At 68.5% G+C, this 24,818-nt stretch carries 16 protein-coding genes; 5 read left to right on the forward strand and 11 right to left on the reverse strand.

Features of this window, described 5'->3' with window-relative positions; all coding sequences use genetic code 11:
* Positions 1 to 2: 2 nt before the first annotated feature.
* From KK131_RS06885 to KK131_RS06895, 3 genes are all read right to left on the reverse strand, one after another.
* Positions 3 to 1,442 carry a glutamate synthase subunit beta gene (locus KK131_RS06885; RefSeq protein ID WP_214555931.1) on the reverse strand — a complete coding sequence of 480 codons (1,440 nt, stop codon included), beginning with the start codon at positions 1,440 to 1,442 and terminating at the stop codon, positions 3 to 5.
* Positions 1,439 to 5,893 (reverse strand): glutamate synthase large subunit, encoded by a 4,455-nt coding sequence (gene gltB / locus KK131_RS06890; RefSeq protein WP_214555932.1) that lies wholly within the window; start codon positions 5,891 to 5,893, stop codon positions 1,439 to 1,441. Before gltB ends, KK131_RS06885 begins: the two co-directional genes overlap by 4 nt.
* A gap of 237 nt (positions 5,894 to 6,130) precedes the next feature.
* Positions 6,131 to 8,971, reverse strand: a complete 2,841-nt coding sequence (locus KK131_RS06895; protein ID WP_214555933.1) for a TonB-dependent receptor — start codon at positions 8,969 to 8,971, stop codon at positions 6,131 to 6,133.
* Between the two features lie 324 nt (positions 8,972 to 9,295).
* Between KK131_RS06895 and KK131_RS06900 the strand changes: the two genes are divergently transcribed.
* Entirely contained in the window at positions 9,296 to 10,513 is a 1,218-nt protein-coding gene (locus KK131_RS06900) for a peptidoglycan DD-metalloendopeptidase family protein (protein ID WP_214555934.1), read from the forward strand.
* A 131-nt stretch (positions 10,514 to 10,644) separates the two neighbouring features.
* A complete protein-coding gene (locus KK131_RS06905) occupies positions 10,645 to 12,048 on the forward strand; it encodes a S41 family peptidase (RefSeq protein WP_214555935.1) in 1,404 nt (467 codons plus the stop codon).
* Between the two features lie 78 nt (positions 12,049 to 12,126).
* On the opposite strand, the gene rpoH is transcribed toward KK131_RS06905, so the two are convergent.
* The 6 genes from rpoH to KK131_RS06935 all read right to left on the reverse strand — a co-directional run bounded on the left by rpoH (position 12,127) and on the right by KK131_RS06935 (position 18,367).
* The gene (rpoH, locus tag KK131_RS06910) at positions 12,127 to 12,993 is read right to left on the reverse strand and encodes an RNA polymerase sigma factor RpoH (protein WP_214555936.1); all 867 of its coding nucleotides are present in this window, start codon (positions 12,991 to 12,993) and stop codon (positions 12,127 to 12,129) included.
* Positions 12,994 to 13,153: 160 nt separating this feature from the next.
* Complete coding sequence (ung, locus tag KK131_RS06915; RefSeq protein ID WP_214555937.1) at positions 13,154 to 13,876, reverse strand: uracil-DNA glycosylase; 723 nt, start codon at positions 13,874 to 13,876, stop codon at positions 13,154 to 13,156.
* Entirely contained in the window at positions 13,873 to 14,715 is an 843-nt protein-coding gene (locus tag KK131_RS06920; protein WP_214555938.1) for a response regulator, read from the reverse strand. The genes ung and KK131_RS06920 overlap by 4 nt, the downstream gene beginning before the upstream one ends.
* Positions 14,716 to 14,854: 139 nt before the next feature.
* On the reverse strand, positions 14,855 to 15,835 hold the full coding sequence (gene ftsX / locus KK131_RS06925; RefSeq protein WP_214555939.1) for a permease-like cell division protein FtsX: 981 nt from the start codon (positions 15,833 to 15,835) through the stop codon (positions 14,855 to 14,857).
* Positions 15,832 to 16,509, reverse strand: coding sequence for a cell division ATP-binding protein FtsE (gene ftsE / locus KK131_RS06930; protein WP_214555940.1), 678 nt, complete (start codon positions 16,507 to 16,509; stop codon positions 15,832 to 15,834). The genes ftsX and ftsE overlap by 4 nt, the downstream gene beginning before the upstream one ends.
* Before the next feature lie 112 nt (positions 16,510 to 16,621).
* Positions 16,622 to 18,367 (reverse strand): DEAD/DEAH box helicase, encoded by a 1,746-nt coding sequence (locus KK131_RS06935; RefSeq protein WP_214555941.1) that lies wholly within the window; start codon positions 18,365 to 18,367, stop codon positions 16,622 to 16,624.
* A 384-nt stretch (positions 18,368 to 18,751) separates the two neighbouring features.
* On the opposite strand from KK131_RS06935, the gene trxA reads away from it, so the two are divergent.
* From trxA to KK131_RS06950, 3 genes are all read left to right on the forward strand, one after another.
* Positions 18,752 to 19,078: a thioredoxin TrxA gene (trxA, locus tag KK131_RS06940; RefSeq protein ID WP_056388135.1), complete on the forward strand. Its 327-nt coding sequence runs from the start codon at positions 18,752 to 18,754 to the stop codon at positions 19,076 to 19,078.
* 208 nt (positions 19,079 to 19,286) lie between these two features.
* A complete protein-coding gene (gene rho, locus KK131_RS06945) occupies positions 19,287 to 21,092 on the forward strand; it encodes a transcription termination factor Rho (protein ID WP_214556673.1) in 1,806 nt (601 codons plus the stop codon).
* A 159-nt stretch (positions 21,093 to 21,251) separates the two neighbouring features.
* On the forward strand, positions 21,252 to 22,619 hold the full coding sequence (locus KK131_RS06950) for a glutamate--cysteine ligase (protein ID WP_214555942.1): 1,368 nt from the start codon (positions 21,252 to 21,254) through the stop codon (positions 22,617 to 22,619).
* A gap of 6 nt (positions 22,620 to 22,625) precedes the next feature.
* On the opposite strand, the gene pyrC is transcribed toward KK131_RS06950, so the two are convergent.
* Positions 22,626 to 23,678 carry a dihydroorotase gene (gene pyrC / locus KK131_RS06955; protein ID WP_214555943.1) on the reverse strand — a complete coding sequence of 351 codons (1,053 nt, stop codon included), beginning with the start codon at positions 23,676 to 23,678 and terminating at the stop codon, positions 22,626 to 22,628.
* A 161-nt stretch (positions 23,679 to 23,839) separates the two neighbouring features.
* On the reverse strand, positions 23,840 to 24,775 hold the full coding sequence (locus KK131_RS06960; protein ID WP_214555944.1) for a LysR substrate-binding domain-containing protein: 936 nt from the start codon (positions 24,773 to 24,775) through the stop codon (positions 23,840 to 23,842).
* Between the last annotated feature and the right edge of the window lie 43 nt (positions 24,776 to 24,818).

Below are 24,818 nucleotides of genomic sequence, written 5' to 3' on the forward strand. Positions count from 1 at the left end.
ACTTACGCCACACAGGCCATCGCTGCCAGAGGAAGTTCGCTGAGCATCCGCACGATCGAGGCCGCCGCTTCGCGCCCGTCGTGTACCGCGCGCACCACCAGGTCGGCTCCGCGCATGTTGTCGCCGCCGGCGAAGATCTTCGGATGGCCGGTCTGGAACGGCAGCCGGTTCGCGCCCCCCGCACGGATGCGGCCACTGGCATCCCGTTCGATGCCGTGGTCGGCGCACCATGCCGGCGGACTGGGGCGGAAGCCGAACGCCTGGATCACCACGTCGGCACGCAGCTCGGTTTCGCTGCCCTCGACGTGCTGCAGCCGCGCGCGGCCATGCGTGTCGATACCCACCTCGGTGTTGATAAGGCGCACGCCGCGCACCCTGCTCTGCTCGCCGAGCAGGGCCAACGGCTGGCGATGGAACAGGAAGTTCACGCCTTCCTCGCGGCTGTAGCCGACCTCGCGCCGCGAGCCCGGCATGCTGGCCTCGTCGCGCCGGTACACGCAGGTGACCGAGGCGGCGCCGAGGCGCACCGAGGTGCGGTTGCAATCCATGCCGGTGTCGCCGCCGCCGAGTACGACGACATGCTTGCCGTTGAGGTCGAGCGCGGGCGGCACCGGCTGGTCGTCGAGCAGGCGGTTCGCGTTCGCGACCAGGAACGGCAGCGCGTCGTGCACGCCGTCGAGTTCGCGCCCGGGCAGTTCGCCGTCGACGAAGGTGTAGGCGCCGGTGCCCATGAACACCGCGTCGTAGTCGGCCAGCAGTTGCTCGAACGCGATGTCGCGGCCGATCTCCACGTTGAGACGGAAGCGCACGCCCATGCCTTCGAGTACCTCGCGGCGGGTGTGGATCACCGTCTTGTCCAGCTTGAACGGCGGGATGCCGAAGGTGAGCAGGCCGCCGATCTCGCGCTGGCGGTCGAACACGTCCACCGCGATGCCGGCACGGCGCAGCCGGTCCGCACACGACAGGCCGGCCGGGCCGGCGCCGACCACCGCCACGCGGCGGCCGGTTTCCACCACGCCGGACAAGTCCGGCCGCCAGCCCTGGCGGAACGCCTCGTCGGTGATCGAGCGCTCGATGCTGCCGATCGTCACCGCGCCGAAGCCGCCCTGCTCCAGCGTGCAGGCGCCTTCGCACAGGCGATCCTGCGGGCACACGCGGCCGCAGATTTCCGGCAGCGGGTTGGTCTCGTGCATCAGCGTGGCGGCTTCGAACAGGCGTCCGTCCTGCACCAGCTTCAGCCAGTCCGGAATGTAGTTGTGCACCGGGCAGGCGTGCTCGCAATACGGGTTGCCGCAGTCGAGGCAGCGCTCGGCCTGGCCCACGGCCGCAGGCGGCGTGAAGTCGCCGCTGATCTCGCCGTAGCCGAGCACGCGGATCGCTACCGGCACTGCTTTCGGCGGCTGGCGGGGAAGGTTGAGGAACTGGAACAGCTTGTCGCTCATGCCGCCCTCCGCAATTCGTCGGCCAGCGCGGCGAGGCTCGCGGCCTTCGGCTTGACCAGCCAGAAGCGCTGCAGCAACCCGCGAAAATCGCCGAGCAGATGGCGCGCCCAGGTGCTGCCGGTGAGTTCGGCGTGGCGCGCGATCAGTCCGCGCAGGTGCTGCATGTGGTGTTCCATGCCTTCGGGCGTGACGCGCACGATGTCGACCAGTTCGTGGTTGTAGCAATCGACGAAGTTGCGTTCGAGGTCGAGCACGTAGGCGAAGCCGCCGGTCATGCCCGCGCCGAAATTGAGGCCGCACGCGCCGAGCACGGCAACCACGCCGCCGGTCATGTACTCGCAGCAGTGGTCGCCGGCGCCCTCGATCACCGCCAGCGCGCCGGAGTTGCGCACGCCGAAGCGCTCGCCCGCCCGGCCCGCGGCGAACAGCTCGCCGCCGGTGGCGCCGTACAGGCAGGTGTTGCCGAGGATGGAGGCGTCCTGGCTGGCGAACGGCGATTCCGGCGACGGCCGCACGACGATGCGCCCGCCGGCCATGCCCTTGCCGACGCCGTCGTTCGCCTCGCCGGTGAGTTCGATCTGCACGCCGCCGGCGTTCCACGCGCCGAGGCTCTGCCCGGCGCTGCCTTCCAGCTGCAGGGTGATCGGTTCGGGCATGCCGTGGTCGCCCCAGCGTCGCGCCACGTCGCCGGACAGGCGCGCGCCGATCGCGCGGTCGGTATTCGCGATCGCATAGCGGAACGTGCCGCCGCTGCCCAACTCGACCAGCGGCGCGGCATCGTGGGCGATGCGCGTGGCCAGCGCCGCCTCGTCGCGCATCGGGTTGCGCGGCAGCGTGCAGGCGCTGTCCACCTCGACACTCAGACCGTCGCTGGCGATCAGCCGCGACAGGTCGAGCTGCCGCTGCACCGGCGTGCTGCCTTCGGCCTGGGTCAACAGGTCGCTGCGGCCGACCAGTTCGCCGAGGCTGCGCACGCCGAGCCTGGCCAGGTGTTCGCGCACGTCCTCGGCGACGAAGCGGAAGTAGTTCATCACCATCTCGGGCAGGCCGATGAAGTGGTCCTGGCGCAGCGTCTCGTTCTGCGTGGCGATGCCGGTGGCGCAGTTGTTGAGGTGGCAGATGCGCAGGTACTTGCAGCCCAGCGCCACCATCGGGCCGGTGCCGAAACCGAAACTCTCGGCGCCGAGCAGCGCCGCCTTGATCACGTCGAGGCCGGTCTTCAGGCCGCCGTCGGCCTGCAGCCGCACGCGGCCGCGCAGGCCGTTGCGGCGCAGGGTCTGCTGCGCCTCGGCCACGCCCAGTTCCCACGGCGTGCCGGCGTACTTGATCGAGGTGAGCGGGCTGGCGCCGGTGCCGCCGTCGTGGCCGGAGATGGTGATCAGGTCGGCACCGGCCTTGACCACGCCGGCGGCGACCGTGCCCACGCCGGCGTGCGAGACCAGCTTCACCGAGATCAGCGCGGTGGGGTTCACTTCCTTCAGGTCGTGGATCAGCTGCGCCAGGTCCTCGATCGAGTAGATGTCGTGGTGCGGCGGCGGCGAGATCAGGCCGATGCCGGGCTTGGCGTAGCGCAGCCGCGCGATGGTGGCGTCGACCTTGTGGCCGGGCAGCTGGCCGCCTTCGCCGGGTTTCGCACCCTGCGCGATCTTGATCTGCAGCACCTCGGCGTTGATCAGGTATTCGGCGGTGACGCCGAAGCGGCCGGACGAGACCTGCTTGATCTTCGAGGTCCTCTCGGTGCCGTAGCGCGCCGGGTCTTCGCCTCCTTCGCCGGAGTTGCTGCGGCCGCCGAGCCGGTTCATCGCGATCGCCAGCGCTTCGTGCGCTTCAGGCGACAGTGCGCCCAGCGACATGCCGGCCGAATCGAAGCGCTTCAGGATGGCCTCGACCGGTTCGACCTCGCCGAGCGGAATGGCGGCACCGACCGCCTGCGGCAGCAACAGATCGCGCAGCGCGGATGGTGGCCGCGTATCGACGTGCTGCGCGTAACGCCGGTAGTCGTCCATCGCGCCGCTGCGCACGGCGGCCTGCAGCGTGTCGATCACGTCGGGGTTGTACATGTGGTACTCGCCGCCGTGGACGAACTTGTAGATGCCGCCGGCGCGCAGCGGCTGCGCCTCGTTCCAGGCCTCGGCGGCGAGCAGGCGCGCGTCGTGCTCGAGTTCGGCAAAGCCGGCGCCGCCGATCCGCGACGGCGTGCCGGCGAAGCACAGCGCCACCACTTCGGGCGCCAGGCCCACGATCTCGAACAGCTGCGCACCGCGATAGCCGGCGATGGTGGAGATGCCCATCTTCGACAGGATCTTCAGCAGGCCCTTGCGGATGCCGCGGCGGTAGCTGCGGCCGATCTCGCGCGGGGTGCCGTCGCCACGCTTGATGTGACCGTCGCGGCCCAGCTCGAACAGGCTCTGGTACGCCAGCCACGGATAGATGGCGGTGGCGCCGAAGCCGATCAGGCAGGCGAACTGGTGCGCGTCGCGCGCGGTGGCGGTTTCCACCAGCAGGTTGCACTGGCAGCGCAGGCCGGTCTCGATCAGGTGCGCGTGAATCGCGCCCACCGCCAGCAGCGCGTGCGCCGGCAGCGTGTCCCGGTTCGGATAACGGTCGGTGATGAAGACCATGCCGGCGCCGTGGCGCACGCCCTGCTCCGCCTCGCGGCAGAACCGGCGCAGCGCCGCTTCCAGCCCTTCCTCGGGCGGGTAGCACAGGTCGATCTGCACGGTGGCATTGACGAACTGCGGCAACGCCAGCAGCTGGCGCAGCTTGCGTTGCGAGCAGATCGGCGAGTTCAGCAGAATCTGCTTCGCGTTGTCCGCCGACAGCTCGAACAGGTTGCCTTCGCGGCCGAACTGGGTGACCAGCGACATCACCAGCCGCTCGCGCAGCGGGTCGATCGGCGGGTTGGTGACCTGGGCGAAGCCTTCGCGGAAGCGGTCGAACAGCGGCCGCACCTGGCGCGACATCGCCGCCATCGGGGTGTCGTCGCCCATCGCGCCTGTGGCTTCGGCCTCGGTTTCGGCGAGCACTTTCAGCACGCTCTCGCGTTCCTCGCGGCTCAAGCCATACAGCTTCTGGTAGCGGCGCAGCACCGTGGCCGGCAGCGGCTCGGCGGCGAGGCTGGGATCGATCAGGTCCGACTCGAGGTAGCTGACGCCGGCGCGCAGCCAGTCGCGGAACGGTGCGCGGCTCTTGTTGATCGCGTCGATGTCGGCGTCGTGCAGCAGGCGATGATTGGCGAAATCCACCGCCAGCATCTGGCCGGGCCCGAGCCGGCCCTTCGCCACCACGCGCGATGGCGGCACGTCCCACAGGCCGGCCTCGGAGGCGACGATCAGGTGGTTGTCGTCCGACAGCGCCCAGCGCGCCGGGCGCAGGCCGTTGCGGTCGAGCGTGCACGCCGCGTAGTGACCGTCGCACATCACCAGACCGGCCGGCCCGTCCCACGGCTCGCTATGCAGCGCGTAGTACTCGTAGAAGCCGGTGAGGTCCTCGTCCAGATCCTCGCGCGCCGCGTACGCCGGCGGCACCAGCACGCGCATCGCGGTGAGCATGTCGAGGCCGCCGGCCAGCAGCACTTCCAGCGCGTTGTCGAGGCTTTCCGAATCCGAACCGTCCTGGCGCACCAGCGCGCCGATGTCGGTAAGGTCGACCCGCGGCGAACGCAGTACCGCCTCGCGCGCCTGCATCCAGCGCCGGTTGCCGCGGATGGTGTTGATCTCGCCGTTGTGCGCCAGCAGCCTGAACGGCTGCGCCAGCCGCCACTGCGGCGTGGTGTTGGTGGAGAAGCGCTGGTGGAAAACCACCGCGTCGCTGGCCAGCGCCGGATGCCGCAGATCGGCGAACACCTCGCGCAGCCGGCCCGGCGCGGCCATCGCCTTGTAGCCGATCACCTGGGCGGACAGGCTCACCACGTAGAATTGCCGATCGGCGGCCAGCGCGGTTTCGGCGCGCCGGCGCGCACGGAACAGCGCGCGCTCGAACGCGCCATCGTCCATCCCGGCCGCGGCATTCACGAATACCTGGCGCACGCGCGGACAGGTGGCGCTGGCGAGCGGGCCGCAAGCCCCGGTATCGATCGCCACGTCGCGCCAGCCGGCCAAGGCCAGACCAGCCTCGGCCAGATGCCGCTCGAACTCGATCACGGCCGCCTCGCCACCGGCCGGGTCGAGGAACACCAGCCCCGCCGCGAAACGCTCGCCCGGCACGATGCCGTCCGCTGCCGCCAGCGCGCGCAGCCAGTCCGCCGGGCGATGGATCAGCACGCCGCAACCGTCGCCGCTGATGCCGTCGGCATTCACGCCGCCGCGATGGGAGAGTTTCGCCAGCGCGGCAAACGCGGTGTCGACCAGCGTGGCACTGGCGCGCCCGTCGATCTGCGCAACCAGGCCGAAGCCGCAGCTGTCGTGTTCGAAAGCCGGGTCGTACAACGTCGCCGAGCCGCGTGCCGCCATCTACCCCTCCGGGCTGCGCAGGTCGCCGCGATGCCGAGGGCACCAATCGTTTTGCGCAGGAACGGCTCCGACTAAAACACAATTGTTGCGCCGCGTCAAAGAGCGGGTATGGACGTCTAAACTTCTTAACGTTCGTGGCAGCCGGCAGACCGCGCCACGCGGCCATTGCGCGAGGCACGCGCGCCGGTGCCGGCGCGCGTGCCTCGCCGGCCGAAGCTTCCGCTCGGCCGGTCGGGTTTACATCTTGTACTTCACGCCCACCGTGTAGAACCGGCCGACCATGCCGGCCTGCGCCCAGGTCGGGTTGTAGTTGTTGCCTGCGTAGTTGCTCGGGTCGAACGGCGCCTCGCGATTGAAGGCATTCAGGATCGATGCGGTCAGCGCGAAGTGGTCGTTGAAGTCGTAGCTTCCGGTCAGGTCGAACGTGGTGAACGACGCCACATGGCAGCTCGGCGGGAACGGGTCGCCGTTGTCGTCCACCGAGATGCAGCCCTCGCCATTGTCCGGCGCGGTCATCGAGATGCCGCTGGTGTAGTAGAGCGTGCCGGTGACCGTGGCATGGCCGAAGCTGAGGCTGTTCGACCAGGAAGCGCGGTCGCGCGGCGTGCCCGCGCCCGAGGACAGCGCGTACGGCCCGTGCGTGCCGACGAAGCGTTGCACCGTGCCGTCCTGCAGGGTCAGGTTCCACTCGAAGATGCGCGTGGCGCTGAACTCGCTGCGCAGCTTCGTGCCTGCGCCGAGATCGAAATTGCCGATCAGGTCAAGGTCGACGCCCTTGGTCTGCAGCGAGTTCTGGTTGACGTACGGCGCCATCACCACGACCGGCTTCGGCAGCAGGTCCGGATGCTCCGGATCGGGGACGTCGGCGATGACGGCCGAGTTCGGCGGCAGCGGCTGGCCGGCGAAGTAGGCGTCGAGAACGGCCTGCGTATCCTGCTGGCCGATCACGCCGGTCTTCTTGATGTCGTAGTAGTCCAGCGAGGCGCTGAGCTGCTCGATCGGCTGGTAGACCACGCCGAAGGTCCAGCTCTTCGAACGTTCCGGCTTGATGTTCGGGTTGCCGATGGTGTCGTAGGCGAGCCCGTAGGGCCGCACATAGGCGTTGTTGCCGTGCGCCGCGGCGTAATCGTCCGGCACGGTGTAGGTGGCGAAGCCCTCCGATTCGCTGGAGCCGTTCTCGGCGAAGCTCGGCGCGCGGAAGCCCTTGGACCAGGTGCCGCGAACCGCCAGCGATTCGATCGGCTTCCACTTGAAGCCGATCTTCGGCGAGAAGTTGTTGCCGAAGTCGGAGTAGTGGTCGAAGCGGCCGGAGGCGTCGACTTCCAGCGATTCCAGGAACGGCGCGTCCAGCTCGGCGTAGGCACCGGACACGGTGCGCTTGCCGAAGGTATGCGCCACGCCGAGGCCCTGGGCCTGCAGCCCCGGGTTCAGATCAGGATCGTGCTGCTCCTCGTGGCGCACGTCGACGCCGGTGGCAAAGCCCAGCGAGCCGCCGGGCAGGTCCATCAGGGGACGCGAGACGTGGAAGTCGATCGACTGCAGGTCGGTGGTCGATTTCTTGTGCAGCACCGGCGCCAGCTCGGCGAGCAGCTGCGGCGAGTTCTGCGACGGGTCGAGGAAGTTGTAGCTGCCGTCGTTCACGACCTGGATCAGCTTGTTGTAGTTGAGGAAGCCGTAGTTGTCGACGGTAAGCGAGTTGTGGTTGAACACCAGCGCGCTGTCGTAGTTCCACTCGCCCATGGTGCCGTGGATGCCGCCGACCAGACGCGTATTGTCGTTGTCCTGCTTCGCGCCGCCCTTGATGCCGCCGAACGCATAGGTGATCAGCGCCGGCTGGTCGAAGGGATTGTTCGGATTGTCCGAGCCGTCCGGCAAGGTCGCCGGCAGCACGAGCGAGCGCGTATTGACCGGCGTGCCCGCGCGGATCTGCGGCGGACCGCCGGCGACGTCGGTCTTGTTGCTGTACACGCTGGCGCCCACGTAGGCCTCGCTGGTGTCGCCCACCTTGATGGTCAGGCGGCCGTAGGCGCCGAGGCGTTTCTCTTTCGGCTGCAGGTCGGTGTACTGGCTGACGAAGTTCTGCTCGCAACCGCTGCCGAGGTCATTGGTCACCGGTGTCGTGTCCGGACCGCAGGGCCGCAGCGGCTGCCACAGCGAGCCGTCGACCGCGGTGCCGGTCAGCATGCCGCCCGGTCCGTTCGGACCGGGCACGGCCGGCCGCACCATGCCGTAGATCGAGCCGGCGTTGAAACCGGGCTGGCCGTTGGTGGCGTCGCTGCCGCCGATCCGGCTGAGATCGGTGGAGTTGTACGGAAAGCCGCGGTCGCGCGCCCAGATGCGGTCGTCGTTCTGCGCCTCGATGCTGCCATAGGCATTCCAGCCGTCCTTCGCGAGATCGCCGCCGCCGAACAGCAGGGTGGCGCGGCGCGTGGTGCCGCCGCCCTTCTGCGACGTGCCGACGTCGGCGGTGGCCTGCAGCCCCTTGAAGTCGTGCTTGAGGATGATGTTGACGACGCCGGCGATCGCGTCGGCGCCGTACAGCGAGGAGGCGCCGTCTTTCAGCACGTCGATGCGCTCGATCGCGTTCACCGGGATCGTGTTGAGGTCGACGAAGGTGCGCTGGCCGTCGTCCGCCAGCGGGTAATTGGCCGAGCGGCGGCCATCGATCAGCACCAGGGTCGAGTTCACCGTCAGGCCGCGCAGCGCGACACCGGCGGAACCCGCGGCGAATCCGGCGGTGAAGGCGGTGGGAATCGAACCGCTGTTGTCCGCGGAAATCGCGCGCACCACGTCGTTGACGGTCTTCAGGCCGCTGCGCTCGATCTGGGCGGCGGTGATCACGGTGACCGGCGAGGGCGTCTCCAGGTCGACTCGCGGGATCGCCGAGCCGGTCACCGTGACGGACTGCAATTCCTGCACGTTCTGGCCGGTGGGCGCAGGCGGGTTTTGCGTAGCCTGCGAGTTCTGCGCAGCGGTCCGGGTCTGCGGGGCGTCGGCGGGTGGTGCGCTTTGCGCGAGGGCGGCAGCTATCGGGGACAGGGCCAGGCCCGCCAGCGAAATGACAAGCGTGCGTTTCATGGACATAACCTCCACTTGCTCCACTTGCGGAGCAATCGCGAGTCGCTCGGATCGATCGGGCAATGGAGAAGCAGGCAGTTGGGGTGGGGGGAAGCCAGCTTCTGCAACCGGCGAAAGGCCACGAGCGGGGGAAGGCCTTCGCAAACGCGGTTTAACACTTCGCTAATTCACGCTCAAGTGCCTAATTTCACGCTGTATTTCATGCATATTCCGGACCAAGGCTCACACTCGCCCAGATGCCGCGTCGTGTTTTCCCGGCTATCCGGCAAGACGGGAGCAGCAGCTGTCTCGCCGTGCCCGCTCCGCTCGGGGATAATCGGCCGCATGCCCAAACCCGCCCGCTTCGCCGCCCGCCCCGTCCGCTGCCTGATATTCGCCGCACTGCTGGGCTGTCTGGCCATCACGCCGCTGCAGGCACGCCAGGACAGCAAGAGCGAACAGGCCGAGGCGAAGCAGAAGCTGGCCGAACTGCGCCACAAGATGGAGGCGCTCGCAAAGGAGCAGGCCGACACCGCGGCCCGGCGCGACAGCGTCAACGCCGAACTGGCCAAGCAGGCCAATGCGCTGGCCGGTGCGGCGCGTGCGGTACGCCAGACCGATGCCGAGCTGGCTGCCAAGCAGCAGCAGCTGGATCAACTGCAGCAACAGCGCACCGCGCTGAAGCAGACGCTGGACAGCCAGCGCGCCGCGATCGCCGACCTGCTGCGCGCCACCTATGCGCTCGGCCACGGCTCGGACCTGCGCCTGCTGCTGGGCGACGAGGACGTGGCGCGCATCGCGCGCGCGCTGGTCTACTCGAAGTACTTCCAGCAGGACCGCGTGCAGCGCGTGCAGCGATTGATGGCCGACCTGGCCAAACTGCAGGAACTGGAAGATGCGATCACCGCCGAACAGCAGGCTCTGCAGGCGACCCGGACCCAGCGCGAGCAGCAGGCGGCCGCGCTGGCCAAACAGCGCGCCGCGCAGCAGAAGCTGGCCGCCGAGACCGACGCCCGGTACAAGGACCAGGCGCAGCGGCTGGCCGCGCTGAAGCAGAACGCGCAATCGCTCAACAACCTGCTCGCCAAGCTGCAGAAGGCGATCGACGAAGCCGCCACCCGCGCCGCCGCCGAACGTGCCGCGGCCATCAGGAAGCACCCCGGGCGCAAGCCGCCACCGCCGATCGAGGTCGGCGGCGCCAGCGCCAACATCCGCGGCAACCTGCCGTGGCCGGCCAGCGGCGTGGTCAACAGCTACGGCAACGGCGTGCTGATCAAGGCCAGCGGCGGCAGCGAGATCCACGCGGTGGCGCGCGGCCGGGTGATCTACGCCGGCTTCCTGCGCGGCTACGGCATGCTGCTGATCCTCAACCACGGCAACGGCTGGATGAGCATGTACGGCAACAACGAAACCCTGCTGCACGACGTCGGCGACCAGGTCGAGGCAGGCCAGGCGATCGGCACCGCCAGCCCGCCCACCGGCGCCAACACCGGCGTCTATTTCGAGCTGCGCCGGAACAACCAGCCGGTCGATCCGCGCAGCTGGCTGAGCCAGCGCCGTTGACGCGCCCGCCGCCGCATCGCAGGCTAGGAACGAGTTAACGCTGAATTACCCCGGCATCTGGTTGTCTCATGCCTGCCCACATTTTCCGTCGCGCTCCGGCGCGGCGCTGTCTGCTGTACGGAGTCACACGCATGCGCCTTTCCCCTTCTAGTCCGACGATCGGCATGGCGGTCCTGCTGCTGGCCGTTCCGTTCCTGCTGGCCGCGCCGGATGCCCGCGCGCAGAACGCGCCGGCCGCTGCCGCCAGCGTGGCGGCGCCGCCGGTCGACCTGCCGGCCACCAGCAGCAGCGCCGACGCACCGGCCGGCACCAGCTCCGCCGGCCAGGTGGACCTGGACGATATCCGCAACTTCAGCCGCGTCTACGAAGTGGTGCGCCAGGCGTACGTGGAGAAGGTCGACAACAAGACCCTGATGAAGGCCGCCATCACCGGCATGCTCAGCGGCCTCGACCCGCACAGCGAATACCTGGACAAGGACGGCCTGACCCAGCTCAGCGAGGACACCACCGGCGAGTACAGCGGCCTCGGCATCGAGGTGCTGCAGGTCGACGGCGGCCTGCGCATCGTCTCGCCGATCGACGACACCCCCGCCGCGCGCGCCGGCATCAAGCCGGGCGACAGCATCGTCAAGATCAACGGCGCCCTGATCGACGCACAGAACGTGGACGAGATGTTCAAGCAACTGCGCGGCAAGCCGGGCAGCAAGATCGACCTGACCATCGTGCACCAGAACAGCGACAAGCTGATCGACCTGCACCTCGTGCGCCAGAACATCTCGATCAGCAGCGTCAAGGTGCGCGAGCTGGAGCCGGGCTACGTCTACATGCGGATCAGCCAGTTCCAGGACGACACCGCCGGCGACCTGGAGCAGAAGCTGGGGCAGCTGATCGCAAAGAACGGCGCGCCGAAAGGCGCCGTGCTCGACCTGCGCAACAACCCGGGCGGCCTGCTTACCGCGGCCGTGGGCGTCAGCGACGACTTTCTCGACGCCGGTACCATCGTCACCACCCGCGGCCGTCTGCAGGACGCGAACATGAGTTTCAACGCGCACCCGGGCGACCAGCTCGGCGGCGCACCGATGATCGTGCTGACCAACAACGGCACCGCCTCGGCCGCCGAGATCGTCTCCGGCGCGCTGAAGGACAACCGCCGCGCGCTGATCATGGGCCAGCGCACGTTCGGCAAGGGCGTGGTGCAGACCGTGCTGCCGCTGGATGCCGAGCATGCGGTGAAGATCACCACGGCGCGCTACTACACGCCGAACGGCACCTCGATCCAGGCCGAGGGCATCAAGCCCGACATCGCGCTGGCCGACCTCACCGTGAACCCATCCGACCGCGGACCGGTGCTGATCAGTTCGGAAGCCGACCTGCCGAACCACCTGGCCAACGAGAAGGCTCAAGCCGGCATCGACATCAACGACGACGGCAGCGCCGCCGATGCCAAGCTGGCCACCAGCGACTACGCGCTGTCGCAGGCACTGAACGTGCTCAAGGGCATGGCGCTGCGCCAGCCCGCCGCCGTCCGGCGCTGACGCCACGACGGCACAAACACAAACGGCCCCTCGCGGGGCCGTTTGCATGAGCAACTCACTTGGTTGCGGCGCGGCGGCTCAGGCTGCCGTGGCGAACAGGCCACGCATCTTCTTCATCGCATTCGCCTCGATCTGGCGGATGCGTTCGGCGGAAACGCCGTACTCGTCGGCCAGGTCCTGCAGCGTGGCCTTGTTGCTGTCGTCCAGCCAGCGACGCTGGATGATGTCGCGCGAACGCGGATCCAGATGGTCCAGCGCATCGGTCAGCGTCTGCATCTGGTTGTCGGCGTAATCCTCGTCGGACACGTTCTCGTACGGGTCCGCGCCGTCGTCGATCAGGAACGCCGCCGGCGCCGGCTTGGCGTCGTCGTCGGCGTCGGCCGGAGCCTCGAAGCCGATGTCGCGGCCGGACAGGCGCGATTCCATCTCGCGCACGGTCGCCTCGGGCACGCCCAGGTCCTTCGCCACGGTGCTCACCTCGGCCGCGTTCATCCAGCCCAGGCGCTTCTTGCTCTTGCGCAGGTTGAAGAACAGCTTGCGCTGCGCCTTGGTGGTGGCGACCTTCACGATGCGCCAGTTCTTCAGGATGAACTCGTGCATCTCGGCACGGATCCAGTGCACCGCGAAACTGACCAGGCGCACGCCCTGGTCCGGGTCGAAACGCTTGACCGCCTTCATCAGGCCGATGTTGCCTTCCTGGATCAGGTCGGCCAGCTGCAGGCCGTAGCCCGAATAGCCACGCGCCACGTGCACCACGAAACGCAGGTGCGACAGCACCAGCTTCTTCGCCGCGGCCAGGTTGGCCTCTTCGAGGTAGTCGCGCGACAGCGCCTGCTCTTCTTCCGAACTCAGCACCGGGATCCGATGGACCGCGGAAATGTACGCATCCAGACTGCCGACGACGCTCGGCAGCGGGAAGTTGGCGGTCACCAAGGCTTGAGACATGGGTGGAACCTCCTGAAACGACGTCAAAGTTTAGCACTCGGGTAGTTGGAGTGCTAAGGCGCGGGAATGGTTCCGCGCTTTAATGAACTAAATGGTATAGATATTGATCGCCCTTGTCCAGCGTCTCATTCAGTCCGATATGAGGCTGGCAAAACCGCATTCAAGCAGGCACGAAACCGCTCTGCAATGCGACTTTCGGCGGCAACGACCAGTCGATCGGCGGCTGTCCGTGGGCCTCCAGGTAGCGGTTGGCGGCGGAGAAGTGGCCGCAGCCGAGGAAGCCGCGGTGGGCCGACAGCGGCGACGGGTGCACCGAGCTCAAAACGCAGTGCCGGCGGGTGTCGATGAGCTGGCCCTTGCGCTGGGCGTACGAGCCCCACAGCAGGAACACCAGCCCTTCGCGCTCGCGGTTCAGTGCGTCGATCGCCGCATCGGTGAAGCCCTCCCAACCCTTGCCCTGGTGCGAGCCGGCGCGACCTTCTTCCACCGTCAGCACGCTGTTGAGCAGCAGCACGCCGCGATCGGCCCAGGGCGTGAGGCAGCCGTGGTCGGGCCGCGGGATGCCGAGGTCGCGCTGGATCTCCTTGAAGATGTTCTCCAGCGACGGCGGCACCCGCACGCCGGGACGCACCGAGAAGCACAGGCCGTGCGCCTGGCCGGGGCCGTGGTACGGGTCCTGGCCCAGGATCACTACCCGCACCGCATCGAACGGGGTGTGTTCGAATGCCGCGAAGATCTCCGGACCGGGCGGGTAGATCCGTTTGCCGGCCCGCTTCTCCGCACGCAGGAACGCCGCCAGCGCCTGCATCTCGGGACGCAGCAGGTAGTCGCCGATGCGCGCCTTCCACGACGGTTCCAGCTTGATCTGCGCCGCGTCGCTCATGCCTCGGCCGTGTGCCCGCGCACGTGCTTCGCCACGCGCAGCTGGAACAGCAGCTTGGTGACCAGCAGTTTTTCCTCGACCGGCTTCTCGACCAGGTCGTTGGCGCCGGCCCTGATCAGCGCGGCCTGGTTGGCCGGGTTCTCGTCGCCGGTCATCACCAGCACGGGCAGCCGGCCCTTGCCGTAGCCGAACGCGCCGCGGATATGTTCGAGCAGGTCGCCGCCGGTGAGCTCGCCCTTCAGGCTGACGTCGGTGAGCACCACGTCGGCGCCCACCTCGCCCTGCGCCTTCGAGGTTTCCAGCAGGGCCAGGGCGTCCTCCACGCTGACCACATGGCGCACGGTGAGGCCGATCTTCTCCAGCATGCGGCGGGTCGCCAGCGCCACCACGCGGCTGTCCTCGACGTACAGCACCACGCCATCGGCGGCGGCGTCCGGCCGCACGTAGCCGCGGATGAACTCGGCCAGCGCCTGGAAGCCCAGCGCCTTGTCGAAGTAGTCGGTGACGTGTTCGCCCAGCGAGCGGCGGTGCAGCCGGTCATCCACGTCGCCGGAGACCACCACGATCGGCACGTAAGCCTGCGGCGCCGACTCGCGCACGAAGCGCGCCAGCTCCAGCCCGTCCATGTCGGGCAGGCGCAGCGCTATGGTGATGAAGTCGAACACGCCATCGCCGAGCACCTGCTGCGCCTCGGCGCCGCTGCCGCAGCCGACCACCTCGACGCCGGGCAGTTCGGCCTGCAGCACGCGGGTGATCAACTGGCGCACCACGCGCGAACCGTCGACCACCAGCACCCGCGGTGCGTCAGTCAGCAGACGGCTGCTGATATTCGTACTCATGCCTTAACTCACCCACCCGACTCGTGGCCGTCCTTCGCCGATGAACCTGCGGGCGCACCCCCTGCACCCGCCGCAACTGGGGATAGTGCACCGGATGCGGCACCGGCGGTGCGATTCACGTCACCCCGGCGCAAGACCGTCATACCGCCTTGCGCAACTGCCACGCGCTGACCAGCCGCGCGCCGAGCCAACCCAGCGCCGCGGCGACCAGCGGCACCGCCAGCAGCAGCCATGGCGGCAAGCCGCCGACCTGCAGCTTGCCATCATAAGCCTGGCTCAACTGCGCCACCGGCGTGGCCAGCGCCAGCTCGATCAGCACCGCCAGCAACGCCGCCAGGATGCCGCTGAACAGGCCATACCAGATCCCGGCATACAGATAAGGCCGGCGCACGAACGCGCCGCTGGCGCCGACCAGCAGCAGCACGCCGATCTCCTCGTTGCGGCTGGCGATGTCCACCCGGATCGTATTGCCGACCACCAGCAGCGCCGCCAGCGCCAGCAGCGAAGCCAGCACCAGCACCACGCGATTGCCCACGCCGAGCAAGGCATCCAGCCGCTGCCGCCAGCTGCCGCTGTCCTGCACCAGGTCGACGCTGCGCAGCGTACGCACGTCCGCCACCATCTGCTCCAGCGCATGCGCGCTCACTCCCGCACGCGGCTGCAACTGCAGCACGTACGGCAGCGGGTTGTCGTCCAGCGTCTGCAGGGCACCGGAGAAGCCCTGCATCTGCGCCAGCTCATCCATGCCCTGCTGCGGCGTCTTCACCACCACCGCGGCCACCTCGGGGCGGTCGCCCAGCTGCTGGGCGAGCAGTTGCGCCTGCGACGCGGTCTGGCCGGGCTGCAGGAACACGCTGATCGCCTGGCTCTGGCCCAGCGCACGGCCGAGCTGCTGCACATTGCCCAGCAGCAGGTAGAACGCCAGCGGCAAGGCCAGCGCCAGGCCCATCACCGCGATGGTGAGCAGACTGCCGAATGGACGCGAGGCGAGCCGGCGCAGGCTCGACGCCGCGCTCCAGCGATGATGTTCCTGCCAGCTGGCGAAACGGTTGCCGCGGCTGTGGACATTGCGCTGCGGCGCATCCGCGGACACGTGCAGGGTTTCCGGCACCGTGTTCACAGCACCTCCTGCGCGGCCAGGTCGGCCACCAGGCGGCCATGGTCCAGCACGATCACGCGCTTCTTCATGCGCTTGATCAGCGGCAGGTCGTGGCTGGCGATCAGCACGGTGGTGCCGACCTGCTGGAACTCGCCGAACAGGCCCATGATCTCCACCGCCAGTTGCGGGTCGAGGTTGCCGGTGGGCTCGTCGGCGATCAGCAGCGCGGGACGCGCCACGATCGCGCGGGCGATGCCCACGCGCTGTTGCTCGCCGGTGGACAACGTCGCCGGCAGCTGCCGCTCGTAGGCGAGCAGGCCGACCTTCTCCAGCGCCGCGCGCACCCGCCGGGCGCGTTCGGCGCGGGCGATGCCGCCGATCGCCAGCGGCAGCTCGACGTTGGCGAACACGCTGCGATCCAGCAGCAGGCGATGATCCTGGAACACCATGCCGACATGCCTGCGCCACTTCGGGATGCCGCTGTGGCGAATCTTCGCCAGGCTCCTGCCGTCCACGCTGATCACGCCGTGCGAGGGCCGCTCGATCAGTCCCAGCAGCTTGAGCAGGGTGCTCTTGCCGGCGCCGGAATGCCCGGTGACGAAGGCCATCTCGCCCGTCGGCACCTCGAACGAAAGCTGCGAGAGCGCCTCATGGCCGCCCTCGTAGCGCTTGCTGACTTGATCGAAATGGATCACCGAGCGTCCCCGAGCCTGCGTGTCGTCATATCGACGGCAAGGATAAGGGAAGCCGGCCGCAAGATGCGGACTTCTCTGATCGCCGCGGTTCAGCCCGCGGCGATCATGGCGTTCAGCGGCCGGTGAACAGGCGGGTCAAGCGGCGGAACAGGCCCGGCTTTTTCGGATGAGCGTGTTCGACGGCCTTGCCCGAGGTCACCGCGACCTGCCGCGACGGCCGGCTGTGCACCGCGCCGCCGGACTCGGCCGCATTGCGCTCGCGCGGCGGGCGACGCTCGCCCCGCGGCGCGCGATTGCCCTCGGCCACCGCTGCCTGGTGGCCGGTCGCCTCGACGCCATCGGTGGGCGCACCTTCGCGGCGGCGATTGCGACCGCCGCGGCGACGACGCGGCTTGCGCGTGCCTTCGGCGGCTACGCTGCCGCCGGCCGCCGGTGCGTCGGTCTTGTGCACGGCCACGGCGACCGGCTGTCCCGCTGCGGCGGCGGCACTGCCGTCGGCCACGGCCGGCCGGCGCTCGCGCGGCGGACGCGAAGCGCCGCGGCTGCCGCCGCCGTGCTCGCCACTGCGGCCGGGACCACCACGCCGCGGCTTCTCGCCCGGACGCGGCGGTACCACGTCGCCGAACGCGGCGCTGTCGGCGGCGGCGTTCGCGGCGAACTCGGGGTCGACCGCGCGCGGCTTCGGCATCACCAGCAGCTCCGGATCCATCGATGCGACCGGGATGCTCTGGCCGATATAGGTCTCGATGTCCGGCAGCGACATCGCGTACAGGTCGCAGGCGAAGCTGATCGCGTCGCCCTCGGCGCCGAGCCGCGCGGTGCGGCCGATGCGGTGCACGTAATCCTCGGCCTCGTGCGGCAGGTCGTAGTTGAAGACGTGGCTGACCGCCGGGATGTGCAGGCCGCGTGCGGCCACGTCGGTGGCCACCAGGATGTCCAGTTGGCCGTCCTGGAAACGCTGCAGCAGTTTCTGCCGCTTCAGCTGCGGCACGTCGCCGGAGATCGCGCCGACGCGGCAGCCGTGGCGCTTCACGCGCTCGGTGATGCGCTCGGCGGCGGCCTTGGTGTTGACGAAGATGATGCTGCGGCTGGGCTGGTGCCGGTCGATCAGGTTCAGCAGCAGCGGCATCTTCTCTTCCTTGGCCGGGAAGTAGACCAGCTGGCGCACCTTGTCGGCGGTGACGTTGTCGCTCTCCACCACCAGCTTCTCGGCCTCGTGCATGTGCTCGTAGGCCAGCTCCAGCACGCGATGGCTCAGGGTGGCGGAGAACAGCAGCACCTGGCGCTGTTCGCGCGGCGGCAGCTTGCGGAAGATGAAGCGCACGTCCTTGATGAAGCCGAGGTCGAACATCCGGTCGGCCTCGTCGATCACCATCACTTCGACGCTGTTGAGGCTGAACACGCCCTGCTTGTGGTAGTCGAGCAGGCGGCCGGGGGTGGCGATGATGATGTCGCAGCCGTCTTTCAATTGCTGGCGCTGCTTGTCGTAGTCGACGCCGCCGTAGATCAGTGCGCTGCGCAGGCCGGTGTGGCGGCCGATCGCCTTGGCGTCCTTCTCGATCTGGATCGCCAGCTCGCGGGTGGGCGCGATCACCAGCGCGCGCGGGTCGCTGTCCTTGCGCTCGGCCACCGCCGGCGTGGTCAGCAGGCGATTCATCAGCGCGACCAGGAACGCACAGGTCTTGCCGGTGCCGGTCTGCGCCTGGCCGGCGACGTCGCGCCCGGCCAGCGCCAGCGGCAGGGTCATTTCCTGGATCGGCGTGCAGCGGGTGAAGCCGCTGTCGTCCAGGCCCTGCTGCAGCAGCGGATGAAGATCGAAGTTGGTGAAGAAGGTATCGGTGAGTACGGTTTGTGACATATGCGGATGGTTGACCTTGCCTGACGGCGGCGTGATGCGCTGCACTTGGCTCCAGGCGCCGGATGTCGGCGCGAAAGCGGTGCAGGACGGGTGCGCGATGCGCGGCGAAGCGGCTCAATGTCAGGGTCAACAAGGTCGCGCCGCGGCTGGCGACGCCGTAGTTGCCGGCGGTCTGACGGGCGGCTGTGCAAGCCGCCCTTGAATCGTGCCCGGAGTTGCGCTGGAATGAAGGCTTGCCGCCCTCCTCCTGCCCAACCCGCGCTTCGTGGGCGCCTGAGTGTAGCCGATGACGGCCCCGCCCGTCCTCACTCCTTGTTTTTCCACCCCGGTCACCCCATTGTTCTGCACCTGCCAGTTTTGCGCCCCCAGCCACGGAGATCCCCGGTGAGCGACCTGATTACCCATGTGAACGACGACGCCTTCGACGAGCAGGTGCTCAAATCCGAAACCCCGGTGCTGCTGGATTTCTGGGCGGAATGGTGCGGCCCGTGCAAGGCCATCGCGCCGATGCTGGACGAGATCGCCCAGCAGTACGAAGGCAAGCTGCGCATCGTCAAGGTCAACATCGACCAGAACCAGCAGACCCCGCGAGCCTATGGCGTGCGCGGCATCCCGACCCTGATGGTGTTCAAGAACGGCAAGGTCGAGGCGACCCAGATCGGCGCCGTCAGCAAGGGCCAGCTGACCCAGATGATCGACAAGGCCATCTGATCCACCCGCTGCAAACCCGCAGCACGGAGCCGGCTCGGCTGAGTACGGCCGGCTCACGAGGCTTTACGCCGATGCGCAGCGGGTGCTAGATTCAGCGCGTCCGTCGGGACAGTCCTGTCCCCTTGCGCCTTCCGCGCGACGCACACCCTCCCTCCTGTAATTCAACGGCGCCCTGCGAGGATTGCCCGTGTCCGATACCGATAACACCATTTCGAACGACGCCAAGAGCGCCGATACCAAGCCTGTTGCCGAAGGCAAGCCCGAGCCGCGCCCCCGCGCGCCGCGCCGCACGGCCGCAGCGATCGCGGCGGCAAGCGCCGAGAAACCGGCCATCCCCGCTTCCGCGGCACCGGCGGCTGCCCCGGCGGCAACCGAACGTGCCATGCCGCCGGCGCCCGCACCGGTACAGGCCAGCCTGCCGGTAACTCCCGCACCGGCCAGCGATTCGCCCGCACCGCGTGCCGCGCAGGAGCCGCGCGAATCCGCCTCCCAGCCAGGCCAGAACCAGAACCAGGATCAGGGCCAAGGTCAGGGTCAGCCGCAGGCGCAGAACCCGAACCAGGGCCAGAACCCGAACAACAACGCCGGCCGCGAAGGTCGCGAAGGCCGTGGCCGCCGGCGTCGCAACGAGCGCGGCGGCAACCCGAACCAGCAACAGCAGGGGCGCCCGCAGGGCGGCGGCCATCCGCGGCCCAACCCGAACGGCCTGCCGGTGGATGACGACAACGCCGACCCGGGCAGCAACGACCGGGTGATCAACCTCACCGAGCTCAAGCGCAAGAACGCGATCCAGCTGCTGGAATTCGCCGAGTCGCTGGGCGTGCACGAAGGCGTCGCCCGTGCGCGCAAGCAGGACGTGATCTTCAACGTGCTCAAGGCGCATGCCCGCTCCGGCGGCGGCATCTGGGCCGAAGGCGTGCTGGAAATCCTGCAGGACGGCTTCGGCTTCCTGCGTTCGGCCGACGAGTCGTACCTGGCCGGTCCCGACGACATCTACGTGTCGCCCAGCCAGATCCGCCGCTTCAACCTGCGCACCGGCGACTACATCACCGGCCGCGTGCGCCACCCGAAGGAAGGCGAGCGCTACTTCGCGATGCTGCGCGTCGACGACATCAACGGCGATCCGCCGGAGGCGTCGAAGAACAAGATGCTGTTCGAGAACCTCACCCCGCTGTTCCCGCGCAAGGCGTACAAGCTGGAGCGCGGCAACGGGTCGAGCGAGGACATCACCGGCCGCATCCTCGATCTCATCGCGCCGATCGGCAAGGGCCAGCGCGGCCTGATCGTCTCCCAGCCGAAATCCGGCAAGACGATGATGCTGCAGAACATCGCCCAGGCGATCCAGTACAACCATCCCGAATCGCACCTGATCATGCTGCTGATCGACGAGCGCCCGGAAGAAGTGACCGAGATCGCCCGCACCGTGCGCGCCGAGGTGATTTCCTCGACCTTCGACGAGCCGGCCGTGCGCCACGTGCAGGTCGCCGAGATGGTGATCGAGCGCGCCAAGCGCCTGGTCGAGCACAAGAAGGACGTGGTGATCCTGCTCGACTCGATCACCCGCCTCGCCCGCGCCTACAACACCGTGGTGCCCTCATCCGGCAAGGTGCTCACCGGCGGCGTGGACGCCAACGCGCTGCAGCGCCCGAAGCGTTTCTTCGGCGCCGCACGCAATGTGGAGGAAGGCGGCAGCCTCACCATCATCGCCACCGCGCTGACCGACACCGGCAGCAAGATGGACGAGGTGATCTACGAGGAGTTCAAGGGCACCGGCAACATGGAAGTGCACCTGTCCCGTCGCATCTCCGAGAAGCGCGTCTACCCGGCCATCGACATCAACCGCTCCGGCACCCGCCGCGAGGATCTCTTGATCGACCCGGACATGCTGGCCAAGATCTGGATCCTGCGCAAACTGCTGCACCCGATGGACGAGCTGGCCGCGATGGAGTTCATGCTCGACAAGATGAAGAACACCAAGTCCAACGACGAGTTCTTCAATTCGATGAAGCGCTGAGATCGGCCCGCCGATTTGCGTCAAAACGGGGCCTACGGGCCCCGTTTTCTTGTCAGTCGGGCGAATCTGCACCGCCACGTACAATTATTTCTCGTCAACCCCTTTTCGTGGCTCCGTGGCGCCTCCATAGTCAGAGCCTCACCCAGCGAGGCTTCGCCCGTGTCCATACCCAGTGCCGTCAAGAGCACCCCGATCCAGGGCCGCCAGCAGCTTGCCGACTACCTCGCCGCCGGCGAGAAGCCGCGCGAGGCCTGGCGTATCGGCACCGAGCACGAGAAGTTCGGCTTCCTTGCCGACAACCTGCGCCCGCCGACCTTCGAGGGCGAGCGCGGCATCAAGCTGCTGCTGGAAACCATCGCCACCCGTTACGGCTGGGACGTGGCCCGCGAAGGCGAGAACCCGGTGGCGCTGTCGCGCGACAAGGCCTCGATCACGCTGGAACCGGCCGGCCAGCTGGAGTTGTCCGGCGCACCGCTGGAAACCATCCACCAGACCTGCTGCGAGGTGAACTCGCACCTGGAAGAAGTGCGTTCGGTCGCCGACGGCATGGGGCTGGGCTTCCTCGGCATGGGCTTTCAGCCGAAGTGGCGCCGCGACGAGATGCCGTGGATGCCGAAGGGCCGCTACAAGATCATGCGCGAGTACATGCCCAAGGTCGGTTCGCTCGGCCTGGACATGATGACGCGCACCTGCACGGTACAGGTGAACCTGGATTTCTCGTCCGAAGCGGACATGATCAAGAAGTTCCGCGTCGGCCTCGCGCTGCAGCCGATCGCCACCGCGCTGTTCGCCGATTCGCCATTCACCGAAGGACGTCCAAACGGCTATCTGTCGTACCGTTCGCACATCTGGACCGACACCGACCCGGACCGCACCGGCATGCTCGACTTCGTGTTCGCCGACGGCTTCGGCTACGAGCGTTACGTCGACTACATCCTCGACGTGCCGATGTACTTCAGCTTCCAGGACGGCCGCTACATCGACCTGGCCGGGCAGGACTTCAAGCGCTTCCTCGCCGGCGAACTGCCCACGTTGCCGGGCGTCCACGCGACGATGAAGGACTTCGCCGACCACCTCACCACCGCCTTCCCCGAGGTGCGCCTGAAGCAGTACCTGGAGATGCGCGGCGCCGACGGCGGCCCGTGGAACCGGCTGTGCGCGCTGCCCGCGTTCTGGGTCGGCCTGCTGTATGACCAGCAGGCACTGGACGCCGCGTGGGACCTGGTCAAGGACTTCACCCGCGAGGAACGCCACGCGCTGCGCGACGGCGTGCCGAAGCACGCGCTGAAGTTGCCGTTCCGCAGCGGCACCGTGCGCGACCTCGCCGAGGAAGCACTGAAGATCGCCGGCCACGGCCTCAAGCGTCGCGCCCGCCTCAACCGGAACGGCGCCGACGAGAGCATCTTCCTGGAACCGATGGTCGAGATCGTGCAGGCCAACCAGACCCCGGCCGAACGCAAGCTGGAGCTGTTCCACGGCGCGTGGAACGGCAGCGTCGACCCGGTGTTCCGCGAGTTCGCGTACTGAGGGCGGTCAGGGCGTGGTCGTTTCCAGCAACGACCACGCTACCGACTCGCCGGCGCGCATCGGTTTGCAGGTGGACCCGGCCAGCGGATATTCGCCCGGCACAATCCACGGCGTGCGTTCGAGCACGGTGCGATCCTGGTTGCGCGGCAGCCGGTAGAAATCGGCGCCATGGAAGCTGGCAAACGCTTCCAGCCGATCCAGTCGGCCCGCCTGCTCGAACGCCTCGGCATACAGCTCCAGCGCCGCGTGGGCCGTGTACAGCCCCGCACACCCGCAGGCCGATTCCTTCGCTTCGCGCGGATGCGGCGCACTGTCCGTGCCGAGGAAAAAGTGCGCATCGCCGCTGGTGGCCGCCTGCAGCAGGGCGGTGCGGTGCGTCTCCCGCTTGAGGATCGGGGCGCAGTAGTTGTGCGGGCGGATGCCGCCCTCGAACAACGCGTTGCGGTTGAGCAGCAGGTGGTGCGCGGTAATGGTGGCCGCCACGTTGGCCGGCGCGCCGCGGACGAACTCGACCGCATCGCGCGTGGTGATGTGTTCCAGCACCATGCGCAAGGCCGGAAACCGGGCCTGCAGCGGCAGCAGGTGGCGTTCGATGAAAACGCGTTCGCGATCGAAGATGTCGATGTCCGGATCGGTGACCTCGCCGTGCAGCAGCAGCGGCAGTTCGTGCCGCTCCATCGCCTCGATCACTCGATACACCCGCGACAGCTCGCGCACGCCGGACTGCGAATTGGTGGTGGCGCCAGCGGGGTAGTACTTCACGGCAAACACGCTGTCGCTGCTTTTCGCGCGGGCGATTTCTTCGGCGGGCGTATCCTCGGTGAGGTACAGCGTCATCAGCGGCTGGAAGCGCGAGCCCGCCGGCAGGCTCGCGAGGATGCGCCGGCGATAGTCCTCCGCCTGCGCCACCGTGGTCACCGGCGGCTTGAGGTTCGGCATCACGATGGCGCGCGCGAACCGCTGCGCGGTATGGGCAATCACCGAGGCCAGCGCGTCGCCATCCCGAAGATGCAGGTGCCAGTCATCGGGGCGGGTGATTTCAAGGCGCGTGGGTGTCATGGCTGGCAGACTCGGTCGGGCAGATAGGGATGACGGTGGCCGGGCGACGGACGTGCCCGCGGCAAATGCACGGTTCGTGGCGACAGCGGCGCTGATTGCACATGGTATCGCGTGACCGCACGGGGCATCGCGCCCGAAGTCCCCGCGCTCGTTTCCGCCGGCTATTTTCCGCGGCCGCGACGCCTGGCGTCCGGCGCGGGGCGGATCGCCGCCGCGGCCAGCCGTTCCCGCAGGTCGTTTCGCACGATGGAAGCCAGCCGCATCACCGCCGGCGCCGGCTCCGACTCGGCGCGGTGCAGCGCCAGGCCCAGCGAACCCGGCACCGGCAAGGTCGCCGTTGCGGCATCCAGCCGCCGTACGCTCGCCGGCAGGCCGAGTGGTGTGCGCAAGGTGACGCCGAGGCCGGCGGCCACGGCCGCCCAGACACCGGCCAGGCTCGCGCTGGTGAACGCCATCCGCCAGGAGATGCCGGCGCGATCCAGCGCAGCGATGGCCGCGCTGCGCAGCAGGCAGGGCGGCTCCAGCATCACCAGCGGCAACGGTTCGCCGCCGGCATGCGGCCAGCGCAGGCGATCCTGCGCCGCGCCGATCCAGCACATCGGCACGGTGCCGACGTGTTCGGCGTGCGCCGAATGCACGCCGGCCTCCCAGGCCAGCGCCAGGTCGAGCCGGCCCGCACCGATTCGCTCCAGCAGCTCCGCATTGCGTGCGATGTGCGCCTCGATGCGCACCTTCGGGTGGGCGCGAACGAAACGCCCGAGCACTTCGGGCAGCAAGGTCTCGCCGAAATCCTCCTGCAGGCCGAGCCGGATGCCGCCCTCCAGTTCGCCACCGCGCAGCGCCGTGGCGGCCTCGTCGTTGAGTTCCAGCAGGCGCCTCGCATAGCCCAGCATCACCTCGCCGGCATCGGTCAGGGCCATGCCGCGGCCGGCCCTGCGCAGCAGCGGCGTGCCGGCCTGTTCTTCCAGCTTCTTCAGCTGTGCGCTGACCGCCGACGTCGAACGGTCGAGCCGGCCGGCCGCGCGGGCGAAGCTGCCCAGCTCGACACCGGTCACGAAGCTGCGCAGGACGTCGAGATCGAAGCTGATGCGGCGCATGCAAATCATCCTGTTTTTCGGGAATATGAGTTCGATATTTCCC

The organism is Rhodanobacter sp. LX-99, assembly GCF_018599185.1.
GTDB lineage: Bacteria > Pseudomonadota > Gammaproteobacteria > Xanthomonadales > Rhodanobacteraceae > Rhodanobacter.